The sequence below is a fragment of the Massilia sp. KIM genome, assembly GCF_002007115.1.
GTDB lineage: Bacteria > Pseudomonadota > Gammaproteobacteria > Burkholderiales > Burkholderiaceae_D > Telluria.
On sequence record NZ_MVAD01000001.1, the window covers coordinates 2,157,354 to 2,183,442 of the forward strand.

Here is a 26,089-nt window from a genome sequence, read left to right on the forward strand (position 1 = left end):
CTGGTCGACCGGGATGCTTCCCATGGCGCGCCGGCCGCTCACTTCTCGTTTCTTCGATAGATGGAAGTAATTTTGAATTATCGCACGCATATCGTTTCTGATCTTTCCGAGATCGGCCAGGCAGGCTGGGACGGCCTGGTCCGGGCCCAGGACAAACCCAACCCTTTTCTCTCCTACGCCTTCCTGCATGCCCTGCACGAGTCGGGCAGCGCCGCGCCGCAGACCGGCTGGCAGCCGCAATACCTCGTGCTGTTCGACGGCGAGGAGCTGGCCGCCGCCCTGCCGCTCTACGTCAAGGACCATTCCTATGGCGAGTACGTATTCGACTGGGCCTGGGCCGACGCTTACCAGCGTCATGGGCTGGATTACTACCCCAAGCTGCTGTCGGCGATCCCCTTCACGCCGGTGAGCGGCCCGCGCCTGATGGCGCGCGACGCCCATGCGCGTGCGGCCCTGGTGGACGTGCTGGTGGCCACCCAGCAGGCCACCGAGGTGTCCTCGACCCACCTCCTGTTCCCGCCCGAGGAACAGGCGCGCCAGTTGAAGGAAGCCGGCTTCCTGCTGCGCAGCGGGGTGCAGTTCCACTGGCTGAACGGGGGCTATGCGAATTTCGAGGAATTCCTGGCGACGCTCGAACAGAAGAAGCGCAAGAACATCCGCGCCGAGCGGCGCAAGGTGGCGCAGGCCGGCGTGACGCTGCGCCGCGTACGCGGGCGCGAGGCCACGCATGCCGACTGGGTGCTGTTCAACCGCTGCTACCGCAACACCTACCGCGCGCATCACTCGACGCCCTACCTGAACCTCGACTTCTTCGAGCGCATCGGGCGCGACATGCCGGACAATATTCTGCTGGTGATCGCCGAGCGCGAAGGCAGGCCGATCGCCGCCTCGCTGGTCATCCACGACGAGACGACGCTGTACGGCCGCTACTGGGGCGAGCTGGAGCACGTGCCCTGCCTGCACTTCGAGGCCGCCTACTACCAGCCGCTGGAGTTCTGCATCGAGCAGAAGATCGCGGTCTTCGAGGGCGGCGCGCAGGGCGAGCACAAGATGGCGCGCGGCTTCCTGCCGACCAGGACCTGGTCCGCCCACTGGCTGGCCCACCCCTCCTTCGCCGACGCGGTCGAGCGCTTCCTGGAACGCGAGTCCGGCGGCATCGACGACTATCTCGACGAGCTCAACGAACGCACGCCCTTCCGCAAATAAAACAAGATCCCCGCACTACGCCTTCCCTCTCCAGCCCTGCAAATAAAACCAAGGTCGGAGCGCAAATAAAACTAGGGTCGGAGTCGAATTGAATGACAACTTCTAAATGTTGTCAAAAAATTCGACTCCGACCCTAGTTTATTTATTCTCCAACGGAAAACTCGAAGCGCTTGGGTTTGCGCTCTCTCAAACGGGTTTTGCTTGCTGTCTTGCGTACTTGTGCTTTGGCGAACTCAGCAGGCCAAAAACAAATAGGGTCGGAGTCGAATTTTTTGACAACATTGGAAAGTTGTCATTCAATTCGACTCCGACCCTAGTTTTGATTCCCGGCTTGGGGAGGGCTTAGTTCCAGCCGCCGGCGTTGCTGCGGTAGGCTTCCGGGGCGGGCTGCTTGGACTGGGACTGGTAGTCCATGATCTGGCGTGCGCGGGCGCGCGCTGAGGCCAGCAAGGCGGCGGTCACCGCATTCCATAAGTTCTTCATTGCGTACTCCTTCCTGCCAAACACTTTGATACTGAAGTTATATAGGCGGGAGGGAGGAAATTCCAATTCTCATTGGCAATATCAGATATGGGCTGCGTGAATGCTCAGTCTGCGTGGCGGGCTAGCCAGCTGCGTACACCCTCGAGCGAGCGGAATTCGGAGACCGAGCGGCAGGCGATATGGCTGTGGCGGGATTGCAGCATCCGCGACAGGGCGGCGCCCGGGCCGAGTTCCAGCGCGACAGTGACCCCGGCCTCGGCGGCGGCGTCCATGCAGTCTTTCCAGCGGATCGGTTCGGCCAGCTGGCGCGCCAGGTGGGTGATGGCGGCGCCTGCGGCGTCGAGGGGGGCGGCGGCGATGCCCGACAGGACGGGGATGTCGGGGTCGCGCATGCTCGAGGCGCGCAACAGCGATTCGAAGGGCGCCACCGCTGCGCGCATATACGGCGTGTGGGAAGCGATCTCCACCGGCAGCATGGTGGCGTGCGCGCCTTCGGCCGCGAGCGCCGCGGCGAGGGGCTCGCGCGCTGCGGCGGGGCCGCCGGCCACCAGGCTGTCGTCGCCGGTGAGAATGGCGGCATGGAAGCCGAAGCGCGCCAGGATGGTCTCGATACGGGCGCTGGCGATGCCGGAGGCGGCCAGCATCGCCTGCCCTTCCCCGTCCGCCCGGCAGGCGTCCATCAGAGCGGCGCGCCGGCGCGCCAGCGCGACCGCTTCGACCGGGTCGAGCGCGCCGGCGACGCCATAGGCGGCCAGTTCGCCGATGCTGTAGCCGGCCACCAGGGCCGGAGCCGGCGTGAACTCGCCCAGCGCCATCCAGGTCGCCAGGGTCGCGGCCACGATGGCCGGCTGGGCCAGCGCGTTCGAGAACAGGGACGCGCCGTCCATGCCTTCCGCGCCGCAGGCCGCCAGGAACGCGGCCGCACGGGGATCGGCGCGCGCCAGGTCGAACATGGCGGGCGACTGCGCGCCCTGCCCCGGGCACATGAGAAGGAGCCGCGCCGCCATGCTAGAGCACACCTCCGCAGGCCCCATGCACCAGGCAGACCGCCGCCAGCAGGTCGGCCGCGCCGCCCGGCGACAGGCGCTGCGCGACGAACGCGCGGTGGCAGTCGAGGGCCTCGCGCTCCCAGTCAGGGGCCGCGGTGCCGCCGCGCGCCACGAAGGCCAGGGAGCGGGCCCGCACGGTAGCCGCAGCTTGCGCGCCGCCGCGATGGTAGACGTTGGTGTCGCTCATCCGCCCCATCAAGGCGAACAGCGCGTCGATGCGCGCCAGGCGCATGCCGCGGCCCTGCGCCAGCGTGCACCGCAGCGCCGGCAGGCCGGTCTCGAATACCGAAGGCAGGCCAAGCGCGGCCTCCTCGCGGGCGCCGCTGGCGGCGTAGCGCAGCGCCGCCTGGGCGCCATGCGAGCGCAGGCCGGCGTCGCCGGTATGGGCTGCCAGCGCCCTGCCCCAGCGTTCCAGCAGCGCGGCGCGGATCGCCGGCGGCGAGAGCGCGATGCCGCGCGCGCGGCAATGACCGATGGCGGCGCACAGCAGGCCCAAGCTGAAGATCGCGCCGCGATGCGTGTTGATGCCGCCGGTGGCGCGCAGCATGCGCGCCTCGGCCTCGATGCCCAGGCGCTTCAGGACGGGGAAAGGCGCGTCCTCCATGCCCGCCAGGCAGATCGCATGAAAGTAGCGGCGCAAGGCGAACAGGCTGCGCAGGAAGGTGCCGGCATTCATGTCCTCGTGGCTGCCGTTGTCGACCAGGGAGACCAGGCCCGGCTTGGGATATAGGCTCAGCTCCGCGTACAGGCTGCGCACCGCAAGGCGGGCGACCTGCGCGGCCACCTCGCGTCGCGCGCCCACGCGCTCGATCGTCAGCGCCGTCATGCCAGCTCCTCCATCGTCGCGAACAGTTCGTCCAGGGGGACGAGCGAAATGCGCGCCAGCTCCTTGGCCAGCACGCGTGTGCCCGGCGCGCCGTCGAGCGCCGCCTGCAATTCCTTCCACGCCACCGCGCGCCCATCGGGGAACACGATCTCGCCGTCGAGCGGCAGCGCCGCAGCATGGCGTGCCAGCAGCGCCAGCGCAGTTTCGAGGTGGGCGCGCCCGAGCGGGCGCAGGAGCACGTCGATGTCCGAGGTCTCGCGCAGATAGGACTGGCCGGTCACCGCCTGCAGCGCCACCGAGCCGTAGGCGGCCGGACTCAAACCGTGCGCGGTCGCCTCGCGCTCGAAGGCCGCCAGCGGGCCGCGCCAGCGCGCGGGGGCCGCGTCGAGCGCGGCCAGCAGCGGCAGGGGAGGCGCATGTCGGCCGACGTCGGCGATCGGCGCCCGCGCCGCGATGCGGAGCTTGCGGTCGTCTTGCACGCGCGGCGGCAGCGCGATGCCGAGCGCCAGCAGGCCAGTCTCCTGGCCCGCTACCGGGACCGCTTCGTCACGCCGCACCACCGCCGGCCAGCCGGCGCGCCGCCAGCCGTCCAGCGCCGTGCGGTGTTCGGGTTCGGCGCCGGCGCACACCCTGTCCCAGCCGTGGGCGCTCAGCCAGACCAGGTCATGCCGGGCGAACATCGCCGCCCCCGCGCACCGCTTCCGCGACCGTCTGGGCCAGCATGCGCCCGCCGCGCTCGCGGCCCAGTTCCATGCGGCGGTCCTGCGGCCCGGCCTCGCGCAGGGCCTGCGCCAGCGCCTGGGCCAGATCCCCTTCCCAGATCCCGTGCAGGCCGCCCATGCGCAGGTAGTTCGGCGCGCCCGGCGCGAACACCGGATTGTCCCTGGCCAGTTCCGTCAGGCGTTCTTCCGGCACCTTGGTGATGCGCGCCATGGCCGGCAGGCCCATCACGCGGATGGTGGCCTCCGGCAAGGCATAGCAGGCGTCGGCGATCAGGCCGCTGGTGATGAAGCCGCCCGACAGGGCCTGGTCGTAGACCAGGCCGAGCACCGTGTGGCCGCGACGGCGCGCCAGGTCGATGCACTTGCCCAGATGGGCCATGTAGCTGTTGATGCCCAACATCTCGTCACGGTGGCGCAGGCGCTGGCCCTGGGTGTCGACCAGGATCACGATCGGCCGGCCAGGGTGCGCCTGCACGGTCTGCAGCACCGCGCGCGCCTGGGCCAGCGCGATCTCGACGCCGATCGGCGTGTGCTCGGTGGTGCCGATCACGCTCACCTGCCGCCCCTCGACCTGGGCGCTGCCGGACAGGAAGTTGCCGCTTTCGACGATGTCGTGGCCGGCCGGGAACAGCCGCGCCGCCAGAAGTTTCCAGTCCATCTCATTCTCCTTTGCGCGACGGGGCGCGGTGGCGCTGCGCCAGCGCGAGGAAGGCCTCGGCTTCCAGCACCGGCACCCTGGCCGGTTCGGGAATGCCCATGCCTGCCCAGACCTCGAGCGGATCGCGCATGTTCTCGGTGTCGCGCAGGCGGCGCGCCAGCATGTCCTGCTCGGCCAGCAGCTCTTCCAGGCTCAGGACCGCGCCCTGGGCGCGCAGGGCCGCGATGGCGTCCAGCGCGGCGGCGCGGAAGGCCGCTGCGTCGTCAGCCACCAGCGCCTGGCAGTCGCCCATCAGGTAGCGGTGCTTGCCGCCGGTGGTGCGCCACACCAGGGCGCGGTCGCGGGCGTCGAATTCCTCGACCCCGTTGGCGGTCTCGATCACCTCCGGCCCGGACATGGCGAGCCGCCCCTCTTCCGACATGATCACGGTGTTGGCGCAGCGCGCCGCGATGCCCATGCCGCCGAAGCAGCCGTTGGCCCCGCCCACCACCGCCACCACCGGGATCCCGGCCGCGCGCACGTCGAGGATGGCGCGCATCACTTCCGAGACGGCGATCAGGCCGGCGTTCGCCTCGTGCAGGCGCACCCCGCCCGATTCGAGCAGCAGCAGCACCGCGTGCGCGTCCTCGTCGATCGCGCGGCGCAGCATGCCGACCAGCTTGGCCCCATGCACTTCACCCACCGCGCCGCCCATGAAGCCGCCCTCCTGGGCGGCCCCGAACACCCGCTTCCCGCCCAGCAGGCCACGCCCAACCACGACGCCGTCGTCGAAGGACACCGGGGCGTCGAGCTGGGCCAGGTGGGGACTGGTCACGCGCGCCGCCGGCGGCAGGAATTCCTCGAAGCTGCCGGGGTCGAAGATGGCCGGGATGCGCTGGCGCGCATTCAGTTCGAGGTAGCTCATGGCCGGCCTCCGGTCACGGATTCGGCCGCCTGGTCCAGGCGCAGGCCCACCACGGCGGGCGTGGCGCCCATGTCGTTGATGCAGATGCGCGCGTCCGCCAGTCCCCAGCGGGCATGGAAGTCGTCCATCACCGCGCGCCAGGTGGCGCCGAAGCCGGTGGCGGCGGTGCGCACTTCGATCTCGCAGGCGCCGGCCAGGGCCGCGGGTTCGATCAGCACCTCGAGGTTGCCGGAGCTGACCACGCCGACCAGCCGGGCGTCGCCGGCCAGGGGTTGGCGCCCCTGTTCATAGCGAAAATTCAGGGTTTCCATCGTCTTTCCTTCACCAGTTCCGGAAGCGCTTCGGCGGATCGTACAGTCCGCCTGACGCGCGCACCAGGTCCTTCATGTTCTTCGCCGCCAGCAGGTCGCGGGTCGCCATGCGCTTGTCGATGCCGAGGTCCTCGGCGCGCCGGATCACGCCGCGGTCGCGCAGGTTCTCGACCATGCGCCGGTCGCGCCCCAGGCCCACCGGCGTGTAGCCGGCCACGCCGCGGATCGCCTGTTCGCGCTCCTCGTCGCTGCGGCACAGCAGCAGGTTGGCGATGCCCTCTTCCGTCAGGATGTGGGTGACGTCGTCGCCATAGATCATCACCGGCGGAATCGGCATATCGGCCTGCTCGGCCAGCTGCCAGGCGTCGAGGCGCTCCACGAAGGCCGGCGCCATGTGCTCGCGGAAGGTCTCGACCATCTGCACCACCAGCTTCTGGCCGCGCGGGATGGTGTTGCGCCCGAGGCGCGCCTCGCGCCCCGCCTTGAGCCAGGCTGCGCTCGGGTGGCGCCGTCCGCGCGCGTCCGAGCCCATGTTGGGCGCGCCGCCGAAGCCGGAAATGCGGCCCAGCGTGGCGGTGGACGAATTGCCCTGCAGGTCGATCTGCAGGGTCGAACCGATGAACATGTCGCAGGCATAGTGGCCGGCCGCCTGGGAAAACGCGCGGTTGCTGCGCATCGAGCCGTCCGGGCCGACGAAGAACACGTCGGGACGGGCGCGGATGTAGTCCTCCATCCCGAGCTCGGAGCCGAAGGAGTGCACCGACTCGACGAAGCCGGCCTCGATCGCCGGGATCAGCGCCGGGTGCGGATTGAGCGCCCAGTGGCGCGCGATCTTGCCCTTCAGGCCCAGCTGGGCGGCGTAGGTGGGCAGCAGCAGCTCGATGGCGGCGGTGTCGAAGCCGATGCCGTGGTTCAGGCTGTCGATGGCGTATTCGGCATAGATGCCCTTGATCGCCATCATCGCCATCAAGACCTGGATTTCCGAGATCTGGGCCGGGTCGCGCGTGAACAGCGGCTCGATGTAGTAAGGGGTGGGCGACTGCACCACGAATTCGACCCAGTCGCCCGGGATGTCCACGCGCGGCAGCTTGTCGACGATGCGGTTGACCTGGGCGATCACGATGCCGCTCTTGAAGGCCGTGGCTTCCACGATGGCGGGCGTGTCCTCGGTGTTCGGACCGGTGTAGAGATTGCCCTCGCGGTCCGCCGCCTCGGCCGCCACCAGGGCCACGCGCGGGGTCAGGTCGACGAAGTAGCGGCCGAACAGCTCGAGGTAGGTGTGGATCGCGCCGATGTTGAGCTTCCCGGCCATGGCCAGCTTGGCCAGGCGCCCGGCCTGCGGGCCGGAGAAGGAGAAGTCCAGGCGCGATGCCAGGCCCTTGTCGAACACGTCCAGGTGCTCGGGCAGGGACAGCACCGACAGCAGCATGTGCAGGTCCCTGACGCGGGCCGGATCGAGCCTGGTCAATGCCTTGGCCAGGAAATCGGCCTGCTTCTGGTTGTTCCCCTCCAGGCAGACCCGGTCCCCGTTCTCGAGCACCGCGTGCAGCAGGTCGACGATACGGCCCGCGTCCACCCGCTTGCCCTCGATGCCCTCGCCGAGGGCGGCGCGGGCCCGGGCCACGCGCTCCCTGCGGTTGGTTTGCTGGGTGTCCCAGCGGCGTTGCGTCTCTAACATGGCGTTTCCTACGGTTGAACCCTGCGCTTACAGGACGACGAACAGCAGCCACACCACCACCGGCGCCACCAGGGTCACCACCGCGCCGTAGATCATCAGCTGGCGCAGGAAGACGTCGCGGTCGATGCCCTGGGCATTGGCCAGCACCAGGGCGCCGTTGGTGGAGAAGGGGCTGACGTCGACGATGGTCGAGGCCACCGCCATCGCGGCGATGAAGCCGATCGGGTCGACGCCCGTGCCCTGCTGCAGGAAGGGCACGGCGAGCGGAATCAGGGAGCCCAGCACCGCGGTCGAGGACGCGAAGGCCGAGACGATGGCGCCCACGAAGCACAGCAGCAGCGCCGCCATCAGGGGCGAGGTCAGGCCGGCCACGCTGTGGCCGACGAAGTCGATGGTGCCCATCTTCTGCATCACGCCGACGTAGGTGGACACGCCGACGATCAGCATGATCTCGGGCCAGGACACCTGGCCGATGGCGCGCTTCTGCACCTGGGGAGACATGATGGACAGCAGCAGGCCGATGGTGACGGCCACGAAGCCGATGTCGAGCTTGTACATCAGGGTCAGGACCGCCAGCGCCGCCAGGCCCAGCACGGTGGCGAGCTGCTGCACGGTCGGTCCGGCATCCAGCGCAGTCGCGCCGGGCACGGCGCCGGCGCCGCCGCCCACGGCGGTGAGCGCGTCCGCCGAACGTTGACGGGTCAGCTTCTCCTCGCTCGCGGCCTCGGCCTCGGCGTCGTCGTAGATCTGCGGGCCTTGCGCCGCCACTGCGACCTGGGTCGCGAAGGGCATGCCAGGCAGCCCGGGCGAAGGGCGCGCCGCGGCCGATTTATCCTGGCGCATCAGGCGCACGCCGCCCAGCAGGAAGAACAGCAGCAGGGCGACTGCGAAGTTGAAGCCGAGGCTGACCAGGGCCGTGGTCATCTCCGACAGCGGCAGGCCGGCCTTCTGCACGATCTTGTTGGTGATGCCGCCATAGATGCTGATCGGCGAGAAGCCGCCGCCCTGGGCGCCGTGGATCACCATCAGGCCCATCATCAGGGGGCTGATCTTGTACTTGGCGGCGAAGCCGAGGGCGATCGGGGCGATGATGGCGACCGCCGCCGGGCTGACCGCGCCGACCGCCGTGAGCAGGGCCGCGATCGCGAACATCACCCAGGGAATGGCGGCGATGCGCCCGCCCACGGCGCGCACCGAGAGCCGCACCAGCCAGTCGATGGTGCCGTTGTTCTGGGCCTGGGCGAACAGGAAGGTGATGCCGACCAGGGTCAGGAACAGCTCGGCCGGAAAGCCGCCCATGATGGCCTTGGTCTCCATGCCGGCGACCAGGGTGCCGACCAGGAAGGCGCCGACGAAAGCGATGACGCCCATATTGATGGGCAGGACGGTGGCGAGCACGAACATCAGCGCCAGCACGTAGATGGAAATCATGTGAGAGGACACGCGAGCTCCTTCGGCGTGCGGCCCGGGCTCGCCGGGCCGCCGCAAGATTGTCTCCGATATTGCCGCCGGATGCAGCCGGTGGACCCGGCCGCCGCCCACGGCGCCTGTTGTTATGGGACTAAGTTAATCCCGATCGCGGCCGAGATCAATTACGCGGGAGGCCGGACGTTTACTGTCAGCGAAAACGTCGACGCGGGTTCACGCCGGACGGTGCTTCAGCATGCGGCAGACGGCCGCCAGCGCCAGCAGGTTGGGGTCGCGCTCGCGCACCCGCAGGAAGCTCAGGCCGATGGTCTGGCGCATCGCATAGTCGGCATGGAGCGGAATCAGCTGCACCCTGTCGCCGAACACATGGCGCACACGGCCCGGCAGCAAGGTATAGCCGATGCCGGCCGCGACCAGGTTCATCAGCGAGAAGATGTCGCCGACCCGGGTCACCACCGTGGGCGCGAAGCCGGCGATGCGGAAGGCTTCCTGGAAGCCGTGGTTGGTGATGAAGCCTTCGCTCAGGCAGACGAACTTCTCGCCGCTGCAGTCGCGCAGGTCGACGCTGGCGGCGCCGGCATAGGGCGAGCCGGCCGGGGCGGCGAAGAAGATCTCGTCTTCGAACAGGGGCAGGGACTCGACCTCGGGCTCGGGGTCGGGCAGCGCGATCAGGGCGGCGTCGATGGCGTTCTGCTTGAGCTTGTGCAGCAGGTCGGCGTTCGAGCCCAGCACCAGCTCGGTCTGCAGCTCGGGCTTGCGCAGCTTGATCCCGATGATGACCTCGGGGATGGTGCCGGTGGTGAGCGAGTACAGCGAGCCGATCTTGAGATGGTCGGCCGAATAGCCGGCCGCCGAACGGGTGGCGGCGATGCCGTCGGCCATCAGCTTGATCACGTCGCGGCTGACGCCGGCCAGCACCTGGGCGGCCTCGTTGGGAATCAGGTTGCGGCCCTGGAGGCTGAACAACTGGCAGCGCATGCCCTCCTCCAGCGAATGCAGGGCGCGGTGGACGCTGACGGCGCTGATGTCGAGCATGCGCGCGGCCGCGTTCAGGTTGCCGCCCTCCATGTAGGCGAGCAGGATCTCGAGCTTGCGGAAGGTGATGTCGTCGCTGATCTGGCTGCGCATGGGCTGGGTCCGTGGTGAGTGAAAGCCGAAAGTGACAGGGGCGCGGCGCTCAGTGCGGCTCGGCATGCCGGGCCGCCTGCGCCACCTTGTCGATGTCGCCGTTGTGCCACCACAGCGAAGGATTGTTGTCCGCCAGTTCGCGCAGCAGGTCCCACACCACCTTCACCCGCCGCAGGCGGTACAGGTCGGTCGGCGCGGCCAGCCAGAACGAGCGCTCGGCGAAAAAGCCGGGCAGCACCGGCACCAGGCGGCCGTCGTCCGGCACCGCATAGGGCGGCGCCATCATCAGGCCCATGCCCAGCGAAGCGGCCTCGATCTGGGCCGTCATGCCCGAGCAGCACATGCGCCGGCGCGGCGTGAATCCGAGCTCGTTCAGGTAAGAGAGTTCGCGGCTGGCCAGGCGGTCCTGCACGTAGTCGACGAAGTCGTGGCGCGCCAGGTCGGACTGCTGGCGGATCGGCGGGTGGCGCGCCAGGTAGGAAGGCGCGGCGTACAGGTAGAAGCGGAAGGAGGCCAGGCGGGTGACCACGTAGCGCCCGGTGGTGGGCGGGTCCAGCATCACGCCCAGGTCGGCCTCGCGGTTGGCCAGGTTGGCGAAGCGCGGCAGGGCCAGCAGGTCGATCGACAGGTCCGGGTGCTGCTCCAGCAATCCGGCCAGCAGGGGGGCCACCACCCTCACCCCGAACACTTCCGGCACGCCCAGGCGCACCACGCCGTGGGCGGCCACCTCGGCCCCGCCGATCTGCTCGGCGGCGGCCAGGGCCGCGCCCTCCATCGCCTCGGCGTGCGGCAGGAGCGCCTGGCCGACTTCGGTCAGTTCGTAGCCCTCGCGGCTGCGGTCGAACAGGGTGGCGCCGAGCTGGGTCTCGAGCCGGTCGATGCGGCGGGCCACCGTGGTGTGCTCGACTTCCAGCCGGCGCGAGGCCCCGGAAAGGGTGCCGGCGCGCGCCAGCTCAAGGAAGAAACGCAGGTCGGTCCACTCAGGCAGCGTATTCATCGGCGTACTTGTCCAATATCAAGATGACATATTGTGCACCAGTGCACATTCGGCCTGCAATACGCAGGCTCATCCAGTGTGCATGTGCGCCAGAATCGCGCAAAGGTGCCTTTCTGACCTACTACTGCTCACTGTCAATGGATGCACTGCACCAGTGCGAAAGCCTGTGCATTTTTGCACAAAGGGGTGGGCGATTGTTGCCTATTCAACCAAACCCAACCGAGGCACACTGCTCGGCATGCGAAATTCTGTACGCATGCCTACAAAAAACGAGGAGACAAGAATGCGTCTGACCAAGAAGAAACTGAAGCTGCTTAAACAATCCGCAGCCGCCCTGCTCGCCCTGTCCGGCGGCACGGTCGGGTTCGCCCAGGCCCAGGAAGCCGGTGGCGCGCCCGCAGCTTCGAGCGAGGAAAACGTGTCCAAGGTGGTGGTCACCGCGCGCCGCCGCGAAGAGACCCTGCAGGACGTGCCGGTGTCCGTCACCGCCTTCAGCGCCGACCAGCTGTCCAAGCAGGCCGTGCCCGACGTGACCGCCCTGGCACTGGCCCTGCCGAACACCACCCTCAAGGCATCGCGCGCCACGAATTCCACCCTGACCGCCTTCATCCGCGGCGTCGGCCAGGCCGACCCGCTGGCCGGCTTCGAGTCCGGCGTCGGCATCTACATCGACGACATCTACCTGGCCCGCCCGCAGGCGGCGGTGGCCGACATCTACGACGTCGAGCGCATCGAAGTGCTGCGCGGCCCCCAGGGCACCCTGTACGGCCGCAACACCATCGGCGGCGCGGTCAAGTACGTGACCCGCAAGCTGGGCCCGAAACCGGACGTGCGCCTGCGCGCCACCCTGGGCGAATACCAGCAGCGTGAAGCGGTCGTCACCGCCAGCACCCCGGTGTCCGAGACCGTCCGCGTCGGCGCCACCCTGGCCCGCTTCAAGCGCGACGGCTTCGGCGACAACCTGTTCACCGGCAAGGGCAACTACGACAAGGACGTGAAGGCGGCGCGCCTGTCGGCCGAGTTCCAGCCCACCCCCGACCTCTTCATCCGCCTGGCCGGCGACATCACCCAGGACGATTCCAACCCCAAGAACGGCCACCGCCTGATCCCGGGCCGCACCAGCGGCGCGCCGGTGCTGGCCGACGAATTCGACACCCGCGGCAACCTGCTCAAGGCCCTCGGCCGCGACCAGGACGTCAAGGCCCACGGCGTCTCGGCCACCGTCGAATACACCATCAACCCGCAGTGGAGCTTCAAGTCGATCACCGCTTCGCGCAAGGACCGCTCGTACGCGCCGATCGACTTCGACGCCCTGCCGGTGGTCGACATGGAAGTGCCGGCCCTGTACAAGAACAAGCAGTTCAGCCAGGAATTCAACCTCACCTACACGGGCGAGCGCCTGCAGGGCGTGGCCGGCGTCTACTACATGGACGCCAACGCCTTCAACCAATTCGACACCATCCTGGCCGGCGCCTTCCCGTCCTCGACCTTCACCCTGGGCGACATCGACACCAAGGCCTGGGCCGTGTACGCCGACGGCAGCTACACCATCGTCGACGGTCTGCAGCTGTCGCTGGGCGGCCGCTACACGGTCGACAAGCGCGACGCCGAGATCCTGCGCCAGATCTACTTCGGCCTGGGCGGCACGCCCCAGATGGGCAACCCGAACGCGGTCCTGTTCCGCACCGACACCGACCTGCGCGGCGGCGTGCTCTCGCGCGAGGACAAGAAATTCACCCCGCGCGTCGCCCTGAACTGGAAGATGAGCGACGCCCACAACGTCTACGCTTCCTACTCCGAGGGCTTCAAGGGCGGCGGCTTCGATCCGCGCCTGAACGTGGTCGGCACCCGCATCCCGCTGTCCACCGCGCGCGCCGGCTACGCCCCGGAAACCATCGAGACCTATGAACTGGGCCTCAAGTCGGCCTTCAACGGCGGCCGCATCACCACCAACGCCGCCGTGTTCTACAGCGACTACCAGGACGTGCAGATCCCGGGCTCGGTGGCGATCGACACCAACGGCGACGGCCGCGACGACAGCTTCGCCGGCGTGACCACCAATGCCGGCAAGGCCAAGATCCAGGGCGCGGAACTGGAAGCCATCGCCAACTTCACGAACAACTTCATGGTCGCCGGCATGTACAGCTACATCGACGCCGAGTACAAGGAGTACATCGTGGCCGGCGTCAACGTGGCCAAGCAGCGCGTGTTCCAGAACACCCCCAAGAACTCGGCCAACCTGCGCTTCAACTACGACATCAACCTGCCGGTGATGGGTTACGGCGGCAAGGTCTCGCTGATCGGCAGCTGGTCGTACAAGGGCGCGACCGCCCAGTTCGAGACCCCGTCGCTGCTCGACCAGGACTCCTACCGCATCTGGGACGCCAGCATCGTCTGGACCCGCAGCGACGGCAAGGTCCGCGCCGGCATCCACGGCAAGAACCTGAACGACACCCGCTACAAGACCGCCGGCTACCTGTTCCCGACCCTGGGCAACGAGGGCACCCTGACGGCCTTCTACGGCAACCCGCGCACGGTCTCGGCCACCGTCGAGTACCGCTTCTGAGCGAGCCGCCCCGGTCGTCCGCGCGACCGGCGGCGCATGAACGTCGCCCCGGCGCAGGCCGGGGCCCAGGTTTGCCGGGCAGCGTCGACGCGGACGAGCACCCAGCCACCCCAATCGCACCGACAGGATCGAACCCAGCGTGTCCACCTTCACACCAATCAGCTACACCAGCGGCGACGGGCTCGTGCTGTACGCACGCGACTACCCCGCCATCGCAGAGGCCGGCCAGCCCGGCCTGGCGCGGCTGCCGGTGATCTGCATCCACGGCCTGACGCGCAATTCCTCCGATTTCGACGAACTGGCGCCCGAGCTGGCCCGCCTGGGCCGGCGCGTGATCGCCCTCGACGTGCGCGGCCGCGGCCACTCGGCGCGCGACCCCAACCCGGCCAACTACACGCCGGCCGTCTACGCCACCGACGTCATCAAGCTGATGAGCGACCTGGGCATCGCGCGCGCCGTCTTCATCGGCACCTCGATGGGCGGCCTGATCACCATGACCCTGGCCGCGCGCCGCCTCGACCTGATCGCCGCCGCCGTCATCAACGACATCGGCCCGGTGATCTCGCCGCGCGGCCTGGACCGGATCGCCGGCTATGCGGGCCGGGTCGGCGCCCTGGCGTCCTGGGACGAAGCCAGTTGCTATGTGCGCGACATCAACGCCTGCGCCTTCCCCGACAACCCGGACAGCGAGTGGGACAAGTGGGCGCGCCGCGCCTTCGAGCAGCGCGACGACGGTTTGTTGAGCCCGCGCTACGACCCGAACATTGCGCTCGCCCTGCAAACGGGTAAACTTCCCCCGACCTCGCTGGCGGCGCGCATGGCCTTCCGCCGCCTGGCGCGGCGCCGCCCCACCCTGCTGGTGCGCGGCGCCCTGTCCGACCTGGTCGAGCCGGAACAGGCGGCCTGGATGCGCAAGGCCGCCCCCGAACTGCAGTACGTCGAAGTACCGAAGGTCGGCCACGCGCCGATGCTGACCGAGCCCCAGGCGCTGGACGCGATCCGCGCCTTCCTGGCCCAGGTCCCCTGACTAGAACAAGGAGACACACCCATGCAGCAGCTGATCAAACCCCTCGCCCTCGCCGTCCTCGCCGCCTGCGCGGCCGGCGCCGCCCCCGCCGTGCTGGCCCAGGGCAAGGACTTCAAGGTCGCCCTCATCGCCGGCAAGACCGGCGCCCTGGAAGCCTACGCCAAGGAGTCCGAGACCGGCTTCATGATGGGTCTCGAATACCTCACCGGCGGCAAGATGGAAATCAATGGCCGCAAGATCAAGGTGATCGTCAAGGACGACCAGAGCAAGCCCGACCTCGGCCGCACCCTGCTGGCCGAGGCCTACGGCGACGACAAGGTCGACATCGCGGTCGGCACCACCTCGTCCGGCTCGGCGCTGGCGATGCTGCCGGTGGCCAAGGAATACCGCAAGGTGCTGATCGTCGAGCCGGCCGTGGCCGACGCCATCACCGGCGACAAGTGGAACAAGTACATCTTCCGCACCGCGCGCAGCTCGATGCAGGACGCGCTGGCCGCCGCCTCCACCTTCAAGTCCGGCAGCGTGGGCTTCCTGGCCCAGGACTACGCCTTCGGCCGCGACGCCATCAAGGCCGGCAAGGAAGCCCTGGGCGCCACCGGCAGCAAGGCCAGGGTGGTGCACGAGGAATACGCGCCGATGACCACCACCGACTTCACCGCCCCGACCCAGCGCCTGTTCGACGCGCTCAAGGACAAGCCGCAGCCGCGCGTGCTGGCCATCGTCTGGGCCGGTCCCAACCCGATGAACAAGATCGCCGACCTCAAGCCGGACCGCTACGGCATCTCCCTGGTCCCGGGCGGGAACATCCTGCCGGTGATGAAGACCTGGAAGTCCTATGCCGGCACCGAAGGCACGATCTATTACTACTACGGCTTCCCGAAGAACAAGATGAACGACTGGCTGGTCGCCGAGCACACCAAGCGCTTCAAGGCCCCGCCCGACATGTTCACCGCCGGCGGCATGGCCGCGGCCAGCGCCGTGGTGGCCGCCCTGCAGAAGGTCCCGAGCGGCAACGGCGACCAGATGGTCGCCGCCATGGAAGGCATGAGCTTCGAGACCCCGAAGGGCACCATGAGCTTCCGCAAGGAGGACCACCAGGCGATCCAGCCGATGTACCACTTCCGCATCAAGAAGGACCAGAAGCACGAGTGGGACTTGCTGGAGCTGGTGCGCGAGATTCCGGCCAGCGAACTGCCGCTGCCGGTGCGGAACAAGCGCTGACATGAGCGCTCCCGCGGCATCCCAGCCGTCCCTGTCGACCCGCGACCTGACGATCCGCTTCGGCGGCCACGTCGCGGTGAACGCGGTGACGGCCGACTTCTCCCCCGGCACCCTGACCGTGATCGTCGGTCCCAACGGCGCCGGCAAGACCACCTACTTCAACCTGGTCTCGGGCCAGCTAGCGGCAAGCGCCGGCCGCGTGTTCCTGCGCGGCGAGGACGTGACGAAGGCCGGCCCGGCGCGCCGCACCCGCATGGGCATTGGCCGCGCCTTCCAGCTCACCAACCTGTTCCCCAACCTGACGGTGATCGAGAACGTGCGCCTGGCGGTGCAGAGCCGCGCCGGCATGGGCCTGAACTTCTTCTCGATCTGGTCCAGCCACAAGGAACTGGTCGCGCGCGCCGAGCACTACCTGGAGCGGGTGGCCCTGATGGGCCGGCGCGACACCTGGGTCGGCGCGCTCTCGCACGGCGACCAGCGCAAGCTGGAGGTCGCGATCCTGCTGGCGCTCGAGCCGGACATCATGATGTTCGACGAACCCACGGCCGGCATGAGCGTGGACGAGGTGCCGGTGGTGCTCGACCTGATCCGCAAGGTCAAGGAAGAGCGCAACAAGACCGTGCTGCTGGTCGAGCACAAGATGGACGTGGTGCGCCAGCTGGCCGACCGCATCGTGGTGCTGGTGAACGGCGCCCTGGTCGCGGACGGCAAGCCGCAGGAAGTCATGCAATCGAAGATCGTACAGGAAGCCTATCTTGGAACACCCCAAACCCAGCACGCCCAGCACGCTTGAGCCGGCGGCCGGCCGCGAGCCGCTCCTGACCCTTTCTAGCGTGCATACCCACATCGGCCAGTACCACATCCTGCAGGGCGTGGACCTGGTGGTGCCGCGCGGCGGCCTCTCGGTCCTGCTGGGCCGCAACGGCGCCGGCAAGACCACCACCCTGCGCACCATCATGGGCCTGTGGAAGGCCAGCCAGGGCAGCATCGTCTTCGACGGCCGCGACATCACGAAGCTGGCCACGCCCGACATCGCGCGCGCCGGCGTCGCCTACGTCCCGGAGAGCATGGCCGTGTTCTCCGACCTCACGGTGCGCGAGAACCTCCACCTGGCCGCGCGCAGCGGGCCGCTCGACCCGGCCCGCGTGGACTGGATCTGCGGCTTCTTTCCGGCCCTCAAGAAGTTCTGGAACTACCCGGCCGGCAACCTCTCGGGCGGGCAGAAGCAGATGGTGGCGATCGCGCGCGCCATCGTCGAGCCGCGCAAGCTCCTGCTGGTGGACGAGCCGACCAAGGGCCTGGCCCCGGCCATCGTGCAGAGCCTGATCGCGGCCTTCCGCGAGCTCAAGGAGACCGACACCACCATCCTGCTGGTCGAGCAGAACTTCAACTTCGTGCGCTCGCTGGGCGACACCGTGAGCGTGATGGACGACGGCCGCGTGGTGCACGCCGGCTCGATGCAGGAACTGGCCGGCGACGAGGCCCTGCAGCGGCGCCTGCTCGGCCTTTCGCTCGACTCCCATCAATAGGAATGACCATGAGTGCAAGCCTTCCCCTCGCCGCCGCCGACACGGCCCTGCCCGCGGCCAAGCCGGACCTCGCGCCCCTGCTGCTGGTGCCGGCCCTGATGCTGGCCGTGCTGCCGCTGGCCGGCAGCTTCTCCACCTGGGTCACCTTGAGCGTCGCCGGGCTGGCGATGGGCATGATGTACTTCATCATGGCAAGCGGCCTGACCCTGGTCTTCGGCCTGATGAGCGTCCTGAACTTCGGCCACGGCGCCTTCGTGTCGGTCGGGGCCTTCACCGCCACCCTGGTGCTGCTGCCGATGCGCGGCTGGCTCGAGATGGATTCGCTGCTGATCAATCTCGGGGTGCTGGGCCTGGCCGTGCTGCTGGCCATGATCGTCACCGGCCTGCTGGGATGGTTCTTCGAGCGCGTGATCATCATGCCGGTCTATGGCCAGCACCTGAAGCAGATATTGATCACCATGGGCGGCATGATCGTGGCCGAGCAGCTGATCCATGTGATCTGGGGCGCGGAAACCATCGCCCTGCCGCTGCCGGCGGCCCTGCGCGGCGCCATCCTGATGGGCGACGCGGCGATCGAGAAATACCGCCTGGTGGCGGTGGTGGTCGGCATCGTGGTCTTCGTCGCCATGTTCCTGGTGCTGAACCGCACCAAGATCGGCCTGCTCATCCGCGCCGGCGTCGAGAACGGCGAGATGGTCGAAGCCCTGGGCTACCGCATCCGCCGCCTGTTCGTGGCGGTGTTCGCGGCCGGCTCGGCGCTGGCCGGCCTGGGCGGCGTGATGTGGGGCCTGTACAAGGAAACCCTGTCGGCCGCGATGGGCGGCGAGATCATGGTCATGATCTTCATCGTCATCATCATCGGCGGCCTCGGCTCGGTGGGCGGCTGCTTCATCGGCGCCCTGCTCATGGCCCTGGTGGCCAACTACGCCGGCTTCCTGGCGCCGAAACTCGCGCTGGTCTCGAACATCATCCTGATGATCGCGATCCTGCTGTGGCGTCCGGCCGGTCTTTATTCCACAACGCGGGGTTGACCATGCTGCACCAGCTTCTTTCCGGCGACAAGCCGCGCAGCCGCATCCTGAGCGCGGTCCTGCTCCTGATCCTGTTCGGGCTGGCATTCGCGCCCTTCCTGACCTCCGGCGCGCGCCCGCTCAACACGGCGGCCACGATCTGCGTCTACATCGTGCTGGTCGCCTCCTACGACCTGCTACTGGGCTACACGGGCATCGTCTCCTTCGCCCACACCATGTTCTACGGCATCGGCGCCTACGGCATCGGCCTGGGCCTGGCGCGGGTGGACGAGCCGACCTGGAGCGCCGCCCTCGCCGGCCTCGGCCTGGCCCTGCTGCTGGCCCTGGCCCTGGCCCTGGTGGTCGGCCTGTTCGCGCTGCGCGTGCGTGCCATCTTCTACGCCATGATCACGCTGGCGGTGGCTTCCTCATTCGCGGTGCTGGCCTCGCAGCTGTCCGACTTCACCGGCGGCGAGGACGGCATCACCTTCAGCGTGCCCGAGCTGCTCTCGCCCGGCTACCAGCTGCTCGAGAACGAGGTGCTGGGACGATCGATCGACGGCAAGCTGATCACCTACTACATCGTGTTCTTCGGCTGCCTGCTGCTCTTCCTGTTCCTGCTGCGCCTGGTGAACTCGCCCTTCGGGCGGGTGCTGCAGGCGGTGCGCGAGAACGAGTTCCGCGCCGAGGCCCTGGGCTACCGCACCATGGTCTACCGCATCTGGGCCAACTGCTTCGCCGCCCTGGTCGCCGCCCTGGCGGGCGCCCTGATGGCCCTGTGGCTGCGCTATGTCGGCCCCAAGACCTCGCTCGGCTTCGAGGTGATGACCGACATCCTGCTGATCGTGGTGATCGGCGGCATGGGCACGATGTATGGCGCGGTGGTGGGCGCGGCGCTGTTCATCATCGCGCAGAACTACCTGAAGGAGCTGATGGCGGCGGGTTCGAGCGCGCTGGAAGGCGTGCCGCTGCTGGCCAACGCCCTGCATCCCGACCGCTGGATGCTGTGGCTGGGCGTGTTGTTCGTGCTGTCGATCTATTTCTTCCCGATCGGGATCGTCGGCAAGCTGAGGCTGCGCGCCTATTTCGCGCGGCGCTGACGCGCCTCGGAAAAGCGCTTCAGTTCCCGCCATTTTGTGCACTGCTATCGACGTCCTTCCCGGCACTGCCGGGAAGGACGTTTTTTGAGGCTGCAAAAAGTTCCCCACTCATCGCTCGAGGCCGGCTGAACATGCCTTGCCTCAACGCTTAAGCTCGTCCCCCGCCTGCGCGGCGAGTCCTTCCCGGCAGTGCCGGGAGCGACGTTCTCGGGGCTCCAAAAAGTTCCCACTCCTCGCTTGAGACCAGCTGAATTCCCAGCTCAGCCTGTTCGTCAAATATCAAAATCCCTTGTCTTTTTACTCATACGATAAAGACAACAATGGCCTCGTCGTCAGCCAGCGCGAGCGGTCCACCATCCTACTGGCTCAGTGAAGGATCCATCCCCATGAAGCGACTGATATCCCAGATCGCGGCGGCCGCATTGGTCGCGGCCGCGCTTGCTCCATTGGCCGGCCACGCGGCGCCGGCCCAGGTCCTCGACGAGGGCTTCAACAACGTGACCGACCTCAGCAACTGGGAACTGATCAACGACAGCACCCCGCCTGGCGCGAGCTGGTTCCAGGGCAATTCCGGCATCTTCGGCGCCCAGGCCGGACCCTCCCACGCCTATATCGCCACCAACTTTTTCGGCGCCGCCAACGGGATCGGCGAGGTCGACAACTGGCTGATCACGCCCGTGCTCGACCTCAGTGGGCTGACCACCCTTTCCTTCTTTACCAACCGCGCCAGCACCACCAGCCTCGATGTGCTCGAAGTGCGTTTCGCCGCCGGCAGCGGCGACGGGACCGACGGCTTCGACACGCTGCTCCTCACCATCGGCGGCAGCGACTTTCCCGGCGCCTGGCAGGAATGGACTACCAGCCTGTCGGTCCAAGGACTAGGGCGCTTCGCATTCCGCTACCTGGGTGACGCCGAGCAGCTCGACTACATCGGGCTGGACAGCGTAAAGGTCGTCACCGCGGTGCCCGAGCCGTCCGGCTGGGCGATGCTCGCCGGTGGAGTCGGCCTGCTCGCCTTCCTCCGCCGCCGCCAGCGTCTGTCCAGATAAGCGTGCAAGCCAAGCAAACAGGAGAACTCCATGCGAACACGGTACTTGAGCAGCATCTTCCTTCCCCTCGCGGCCCTGGGTACGGCGGCCTGCGCCACCCCGCAGGCTACGAGCGGCGTCGCCGCCGGATCCAGCGCCCCTTCCGCCGCCCAGTCCGGCCAGCAGCCCGCCGAGGCCCCTCCCCGCACGGAAGGCATGGTGGTCGTCCGCGACCCGGAAACCGGTCAACTGCGCGCCCCTACCCAAGCCGAGATGCAGGCCATCACGAGCAGCGCGGGCAGCGCGGGCAGCGCAAGCAGCGCCAGGGCGACACCCCCGCAGCACCAGCTCATCACCGGGGCCGACGGCAGCCGCCACGTGAAGCTGGGCGAGAGCGGCTTGGTGTACTCGGTCGTGACCCGCGACGGCAAAGGCAGGCTCGAGCGGCATTGCGTGCACGGCGCAGACGCCGCCGACCGGGCCCTGCAGCATTCCCATTCCAGCGACAGCAAGGAGACCCAGGACCATGAGAGCCGCTAACGCCCTGCTGCGCGCCGCCGCCGCGCTGTTCTCCTCCCTGTTCGTCCTCGCCGGCGCCCATGCCGCGACCGTCCTCATCATCAACCAGAACGAACCCGGCGTCGGTTTCAACGACCCCACCCCGGCGACGCCCGTCGGCGGCAACATGGGCACCACCTTGGGCCAGCAGCGCCTGATCGCCTTCCAGCGCGCCGCCGAGATCTGGGGCGCCACGCTCAGCAGTCCGGTCCCGATCCGGGTCGGCGCCTCCTTCGTGCCCCTGAACTGCACCACGACGGGTGCCGTGCTCGGTTCGGCCGGCGCCAATGAAATCTGGACCGACTTTCCGAACGCACCGCGCGCCAATACCTGGTATCCGAGCGCGCTGGCCAGCAAACTGGTCGGATTCGACGTCAGCGACCCGGCCGATGCGCACATCGTCGCCCGCTTCAATTCGCGGCTCGGCCTGTTCCCCGATTGCGTGCCTGGCCTGACCTTCTACCTCGGCCTGGACAATAACGCGGGCAGCCAGATCGACCTGGTCACCGTCCTGCTGCACGAGATGGCCCATGGTCTCGGTTTCCAGACCTATACCAGTGGCGCCAGCGGCCGGCAGATCCGGGGCATTCCCTCGGTATGGGATCACTTTTTGGTCGACAACCGCACCGAGCAGACCTGGGCCCAGATGAGCAACGCCGAGCGCGCCGCTTCCGCCATCAACTGGCGCCGCCTGTCCTGGAACGGTCCCAACGTGACCGCGGCCGTCCCGGCCGTGCTGGCGCCGGCGCCGGTGCTGCGCATCACCGGACGGGTCGCGGGCGATGCCGCCGGCTCCTATGCGGTCGGCACCGCCTCCTTCGGCCCGCCGCTGAGTGCGGTCGTGGTACGCGGACAGCTGATGCCCGTGGTCGACCAGGCGAACGGCCTCGGCTACGCCTGTGCCGCCCTCACTCCCGCCAACGTCCTGGCAGTGCGCGGCAACGTGGCCCTGGTCGACCGCGGCGGCGGCTGCGGCTTCACCGACAAGGCGCGCAACTTGCAGGCCGCCGGCGCCATCGGGATGGTAGTGGCCGACAATGCGCCCGGCGAGGTCGCCGGCATGAACGGCGTGGACGCGTCGATCACCATCCCCTCGGTGCGCGTCACCCAGGCCGACGGGCTCCGCCTCAAGACCGCCCTGCAGTACCGCTCGCGCACCCGCTCGGGAGTGGTCGCCGCACTGGGTGCGAGCACCACGCGGCTGGCCGGCGCGGACTCGGACAACCGCATCCTGATGTACACGCCCACCACGCATCAGCCCGGTTCATCGGTGTCTCACTACACCACCGAGGCGCGTCCCAACCAGTTGATGGAGCCATCCATCAGTTCGGACCTGGAGCACGTGGTGACGCCGCCGCGCGACCTGACCTATCCGCTGCTGCGCGATATTGGCTGGTAATGCGCGGCTGGTGGTGAGTTGCCCGTAGTATGTGACATAGTCAGTGGCCGGTAGTGCGTGCCCGGCTCAGGCGACGGGCAGTGAGCGGCCGCCGAGGCTGCCGGTCTGCGGCAGGCAGCTGGCGGCCGGTCGCCGATGGCCGCACAGCAAAAAGGCCGGCCGCCCCGAGGGGCGCCGGCCTTTGCGCATGAAGCGTGGCGGGATTACGCCTGGCTCTTCTGCTTGAATGCGGCCACGCCGTTGGTGATCTCGGCCTTGGCGGCTTCGGCATCGGCCCAGCCTTCGATCTTGACCCACTTGCCCGGCTCCAGGTCCTTGTAGTGCTCGAAGAAGTGCTGGATCTGCTGCAGGCGCAGCTCTTCCAGGTCTTCCAGCTTCTGGATCTTCTTGTACATCGGCAGGACCTTCTCGACCGGAACGGCGATCACTTTGGCATCGCCGCCGCCGTCGTCGGTCATCTTCAGCACGCCCAGTGCGCGGCAGCGCACCACCACGCCCGGCGGCAGCGGGAAGGGAGTGATCACCAGCACGTCGCAGGGGTCGCCGTCATCGGCGATGGTCTGCGGCACGTAGCCGTAGTTGCACGGATAGTGCATCGCGGTGCCCATGAAGCGGTCGACGAAGATCGCGCCGCTGTCCTTGTCGACCTCGTATTTGACCGGGTCGGCGTTCATCGGGATTTCGATGATGACGTTGAAGTCGTTCGGCACGTCTTTGCCGGCTGGGACGTTGTTCAAGCTCATGGAGGAGTCCTTGGTTGCTGAAGAATCAATAATAGAGCGCCATTATAGCGAATGCGCTATCGCTTGTGCGGCGCAGCAGTGTCCCGTCCCTCAGGGGGCGGACGCCGGACCTGCCGGCGCGCGGCGTGATGTCGTCAGAGGATGCTGGCCAGCGCGCACTGGCGATAGTGGTAGGCCGCCCCCTGCTCCTGGCCCAGCGCCTCGTGCATCTGGGCCAGCTTCAGGTGCGCCTCGCGCACCATGCCGGCCTCGGTCGCGTCCGACAAGGCTCCCTCCAGGTAGCGCTGGGCCTTGCCCCACAGTTTCTGTTTCAGGCACAGCGCTCCCAGGGTCAGGGCCAGCTCGGGATCGTTCGGACGGGCCCTGAGCCAGGTCTCGCAGCTCTCGATCTGGGCCAGCAGCGAGGGCGAGCCGGCCGGGCTGGCGGCGTCGCGGTAGGCGCGCACCACGCGCTCGTCCCAGTTGGCCTTGAGCGCCTCCTCGGCGATGGCGCGCGCCTCGTCGTGCAGGCCGCGCGCGTTGAAGGCGGTGGCGGCGCGCGCCGCAATATAGGGCACGCTGCGGTCCTGGGCCGGCACCGTGGCCCACACGCGGCGGATCGATTCGGCGTCGTGGCCCGGCTCGCCCAGCAGGGCTTCATAGGCCATCTCGCGCAGGCGCGTCGACAGCGCCGGATGCAGGGCCTTGCGCTTGTCCAGGATGCGCACCAGGCGCAGCACCTCGGGCCAGTTGCGCGCCTGCTGGTTGGCCTTCATGGCCCACTGCAGGGCGTGGATGTGGCGCTGGCCGCTGGCGTTCAGCTCGGCCACGGCCTCCAGCGCCGCCTCGGGCTGGTGGTCGTCGACCAACAGCTCGGTCACGGTCATCAGGCGCGCGGTCTTGAGCGAGGCGTCGTGGGCGATGCCGGCCAGCCAGGCGTCGCGGCGCGCCGGTTCGCGCATGCGGTGGGCGGCGCGGGCCCCGATCAGGCCCGCCAGGCCGGCGTTCTCGGGCAGTTCGGCGGCGCGCATGGCGGCCTTCTCGGCGTGGCCGAAGCGGCCCTCGAACAAGGCCTTGAGCGCGTCGCGCAAGCCCTTGTTGCCTTCGCGCTCACGCTTGCGCTGGCGGTAGGCGGCGACCCGCTCCGGCATCCTGACGGTGGCGTTCAGCGCCCGCACCAGGCCGTACAGCACCACGAACAGCAGGACCAGCAGCACCACGAACAGGTTGAGCGACATGTCGATCCGGTGCGGCGGATAGAACAGCACCACATTGCCCGGATTGAAGCGCGCGGTCACGGCAATGCCGATGGCGGCGGCCATCAGCGCGACTAACCAGAGGAGTAAACGCATGGCTTATTGCTTCGCTTTGTAGTTGCGCACGGCGTTCAGGCTGTCCGCCAGGGTCGGCATCTCGATCTGCAGGTTGTTGGCCTGCACCTGGCGCAGCGCCGCCTGCACCGACTGGGTGGCGCGGGCGCGCGTGTCGAAATACTTGAGCAGGGTTTCCTGGGCGGTCTCGAGGTCGTCGCGGAAGGTCGCCTCGTTGCGCGACAGCAGGGCCAGGCGGGCGTTCAGCAGGCGCAGCTTGAGGTTCTCGCGCACGAAATACGATTCGCTCGGCGACAGCATCAGCGCCTCCGGCTGCTCGACGCTGCGCACGCGGATCAGTTGCCGCACGTCGTCCCACATCTCCTGGCTCCAGTTGCGCCAGGTCTGGGTCAGGCGCTCGCCAACGGTCAGGGCGGCCTTGGGCTCCTCTTCCTTCTTGCGGGTGCTGCGCAGCGGCGCGGCCGGCAGCAGCGGCTGCTCGCTGGAGACCATCGGCAGGGTATCGATCTGGGCGATCGCATTGTCCAGGCGCAGGGCGACGCCGGCCATGTCCACGGCCGGGGTGGCCTTGAGCTTTTCGATGTCGGCCGCGATCGCGCGGCGGATGGTGAGGAATTGCGGCTTGTCCGAGCGCGACAGCGAGCGGTCGGCGTTCTGCAGCGCGATCAGGGCGCCCTGCACGTTGCCGGCCAGCTGCAACTGCTGGCTGGCGGTGGACAGCACCTGCTCGATCTCCGACAGCGCCCACTCGTCGCGGTTCTTCGACAAGTCCTGGTAGAGCTGCTCGAGGGCCAGTTGCTGGCTCTGGGCCTCGCTCTGGCGGCTTTCCAGCACCCCGACCTTGATCTGGAGCTCCTTGGCCTGGTCCGACACCTCGCGCGCCAGCGCGGCGGTCTCGGCGTTCACGGCATTGCCTTTCTGCAGGCTCTGGGCCATGTCCTTGCGCAGGCTGTTGATGCGGCTGTGCGAGGAGATGGTCTGCACCGCCAGTAGCACGGCCAGCGCCACCAGCGCCAGCGGCAGCGGCTGCTGCAGGGTCTGGAACAGGCCACGGCCTGCCGCGCGTGCGCCGCCGGCGCCCTGCGAGGGGCCTTGCGGCTGCGGCTGTGGCTGCGGCTGTGCCGGCGCCGGCTCGGCTTTCTGCAGGCTCGGGGCCGGGGCGCCGGAGGGCTCGGGGTGGTCTGGTTGATGTGGCAGTTCGTTCATTC

The 26,089-nt window shown here is 68.4% G+C and carries 25 protein-coding genes; 11 read left to right on the plus strand and 14 right to left on the minus strand.

The genetic code is table 11. The annotated features are described in order from the left end of the window. Positions 1-72: 72 nt before the first annotated feature. Positions 73-1,206, plus strand: coding sequence for a GNAT family N-acetyltransferase (locus B0920_RS09335; protein WP_373887878.1), 1,134 nt, complete (start codon positions 73-75; stop codon positions 1,204-1,206). A gap of 342 nt (positions 1,207-1,548) precedes the next feature. Here the strand turns inward: B0920_RS09335 and B0920_RS25945 are convergent, their stop codons facing one another. The 11 genes from B0920_RS25945 to B0920_RS09385 form a co-directional block, all read right to left on the minus strand. After that, the gene (locus B0920_RS25945) at positions 1,549-1,689 is read right to left on the minus strand and encodes a hypothetical protein (protein ID WP_179119130.1); all 141 of its coding nucleotides are present in this window, start codon (positions 1,687-1,689) and stop codon (positions 1,549-1,551) included. A gap of 104 nt (positions 1,690-1,793) precedes the next feature. Then, entirely contained in the window at positions 1,794-2,696 is a 903-nt protein-coding gene (locus B0920_RS09340; RefSeq protein ID WP_078032235.1) for an ACP S-malonyltransferase, read from the minus strand. A gap of 1 nt (position 2,697) precedes the next feature. After that, positions 2,698-3,564, minus strand: coding sequence for a triphosphoribosyl-dephospho-CoA synthase MdcB (gene mdcB, locus B0920_RS09345; protein WP_078032236.1), 867 nt, complete (start codon positions 3,562-3,564; stop codon positions 2,698-2,700). Next, positions 3,561-4,244 (minus strand): malonate decarboxylase holo-[acyl-carrier-protein] synthase, encoded by a 684-nt coding sequence (gene mdcG, locus B0920_RS09350; protein ID WP_078032237.1) that lies wholly within the window; start codon positions 4,242-4,244, stop codon positions 3,561-3,563. Before mdcG ends, mdcB begins: the two co-directional genes overlap by 4 nt. Further along, positions 4,228-4,944, minus strand: coding sequence for a biotin-independent malonate decarboxylase subunit gamma (gene mdcE, locus B0920_RS09355; protein WP_078032238.1), 717 nt, complete (start codon positions 4,942-4,944; stop codon positions 4,228-4,230). Before mdcE ends, mdcG begins: the two co-directional genes overlap by 17 nt. A 1-nt stretch (position 4,945) precedes the next feature. Then, a complete protein-coding gene (locus B0920_RS09360; RefSeq protein WP_078032239.1) occupies positions 4,946-5,848 on the minus strand; it encodes a biotin-independent malonate decarboxylase subunit beta in 903 nt (300 codons plus the stop codon). Continuing rightward, positions 5,845-6,159, minus strand: coding sequence for a malonate decarboxylase acyl carrier protein (mdcC, locus tag B0920_RS09365; protein WP_078032240.1), 315 nt, complete (start codon positions 6,157-6,159; stop codon positions 5,845-5,847). The genes B0920_RS09360 and mdcC overlap by 4 nt, the downstream gene beginning before the upstream one ends. 10 nt (positions 6,160-6,169) lie before the next feature. After that, positions 6,170-7,837 carry a malonate decarboxylase subunit alpha gene (gene mdcA, locus B0920_RS09370; protein WP_078032241.1) on the minus strand — a complete coding sequence of 556 codons (1,668 nt, stop codon included), beginning with the start codon at positions 7,835-7,837 and terminating at the stop codon, positions 6,170-6,172. 27 nt (positions 7,838-7,864) lie between these two features. Continuing rightward, positions 7,865-9,280, minus strand: coding sequence for an SLC13 family permease (locus tag B0920_RS09375; protein WP_078032242.1), 1,416 nt, complete (start codon positions 9,278-9,280; stop codon positions 7,865-7,867). 198 nt (positions 9,281-9,478) lie between these two features. Next, positions 9,479-10,393 carry a LysR substrate-binding domain-containing protein gene (locus B0920_RS09380; protein WP_078032243.1) on the minus strand — a complete coding sequence of 305 codons (915 nt, stop codon included), beginning with the start codon at positions 10,391-10,393 and terminating at the stop codon, positions 9,479-9,481. Positions 10,394-10,442: 49 nt separating this feature from the next. Continuing rightward, positions 10,443-11,390, minus strand: coding sequence for a LysR family transcriptional regulator (locus B0920_RS09385; protein ID WP_078032244.1), 948 nt, complete (start codon positions 11,388-11,390; stop codon positions 10,443-10,445). Positions 11,391-11,673: 283 nt separating this feature from the next. Here B0920_RS09385 and B0920_RS09390 point away from each other — a divergent pair, with 283 nt between their 5' ends. The 10 genes from B0920_RS09390 to B0920_RS09435 all read left to right on the plus strand — a co-directional run bounded on the left by B0920_RS09390 (position 11,674) and on the right by B0920_RS09435 (position 22,828). Further along, on the plus strand, positions 11,674-13,956 hold the full coding sequence (locus B0920_RS09390; protein ID WP_078032245.1) for a TonB-dependent receptor: 2,283 nt from the start codon (positions 11,674-11,676) through the stop codon (positions 13,954-13,956). Between the two features lie 139 nt (positions 13,957-14,095). Further along, complete coding sequence (locus B0920_RS09395) at positions 14,096-14,983, plus strand: alpha/beta fold hydrolase (RefSeq protein WP_078032246.1); 888 nt, start codon at positions 14,096-14,098, stop codon at positions 14,981-14,983. A 21-nt stretch (positions 14,984-15,004) separates the two neighbouring features. Next, positions 15,005-16,204, plus strand: a complete 1,200-nt coding sequence (locus tag B0920_RS09400) for a substrate-binding domain-containing protein (RefSeq protein ID WP_078032247.1) — start codon at positions 15,005-15,007, stop codon at positions 16,202-16,204. A gap of 1 nt (position 16,205) precedes the next feature. Continuing rightward, positions 16,206-16,997, plus strand: a complete 792-nt coding sequence (locus B0920_RS09405) for an ABC transporter ATP-binding protein (RefSeq protein ID WP_078032248.1) — start codon at positions 16,206-16,208, stop codon at positions 16,995-16,997. Then, the gene (locus B0920_RS09410; protein ID WP_078032249.1) at positions 16,960-17,733 is read left to right on the plus strand and encodes an ABC transporter ATP-binding protein; all 774 of its coding nucleotides are present in this window, start codon (positions 16,960-16,962) and stop codon (positions 17,731-17,733) included. The genes B0920_RS09405 and B0920_RS09410 overlap by 38 nt, the downstream gene beginning before the upstream one ends. Before the next feature lie 2 nt (positions 17,734-17,735). Beyond that, complete coding sequence (locus B0920_RS09415) at positions 17,736-18,764, plus strand: branched-chain amino acid ABC transporter permease (RefSeq protein WP_078032250.1); 1,029 nt, start codon at positions 17,736-17,738, stop codon at positions 18,762-18,764. Between the two features lie 2 nt (positions 18,765-18,766). Next, positions 18,767-19,843: a branched-chain amino acid ABC transporter permease gene (locus B0920_RS09420; RefSeq protein WP_078032251.1), complete on the plus strand. Its 1,077-nt coding sequence runs from the start codon at positions 18,767-18,769 to the stop codon at positions 19,841-19,843. 386 nt (positions 19,844-20,229) lie between these two features. After that, positions 20,230-20,892, plus strand: a complete 663-nt coding sequence (locus B0920_RS09425; RefSeq protein ID WP_179119131.1) for a choice-of-anchor J family PEP-CTERM protein — start codon at positions 20,230-20,232, stop codon at positions 20,890-20,892. Positions 20,893-20,922: 30 nt separating this feature from the next. Further along, complete coding sequence (locus B0920_RS09430) at positions 20,923-21,411, plus strand: post-PEP-CTERM-1 domain-containing protein (protein WP_078032253.1); 489 nt, start codon at positions 20,923-20,925, stop codon at positions 21,409-21,411. Then, positions 21,398-22,828, plus strand: coding sequence for a PA domain-containing protein (locus B0920_RS09435; protein WP_078032254.1), 1,431 nt, complete (start codon positions 21,398-21,400; stop codon positions 22,826-22,828). The genes B0920_RS09430 and B0920_RS09435 overlap by 14 nt, the downstream gene beginning before the upstream one ends. A 203-nt stretch (positions 22,829-23,031) precedes the next feature. On the opposite strand, the gene ppa is transcribed toward B0920_RS09435, so the two are convergent. The 3 genes from ppa to B0920_RS09450 form a co-directional block, all read right to left on the minus strand. Next, positions 23,032-23,571 carry an inorganic diphosphatase gene (ppa, locus tag B0920_RS09440; RefSeq protein WP_078032255.1) on the minus strand — a complete coding sequence of 180 codons (540 nt, stop codon included), beginning with the start codon at positions 23,569-23,571 and terminating at the stop codon, positions 23,032-23,034. A gap of 134 nt (positions 23,572-23,705) precedes the next feature. Then, positions 23,706-24,902 (minus strand): heme biosynthesis protein HemY, encoded by a 1,197-nt coding sequence (locus tag B0920_RS09445; RefSeq protein WP_078032256.1) that lies wholly within the window; start codon positions 24,900-24,902, stop codon positions 23,706-23,708. A gap of 3 nt (positions 24,903-24,905) precedes the next feature. Continuing rightward, complete coding sequence (locus tag B0920_RS09450) at positions 24,906-26,087, minus strand: uroporphyrinogen-III C-methyltransferase (RefSeq protein WP_078032257.1); 1,182 nt, start codon at positions 26,085-26,087, stop codon at positions 24,906-24,908. Between the last annotated feature and the right edge of the window lie 2 nt (positions 26,088-26,089).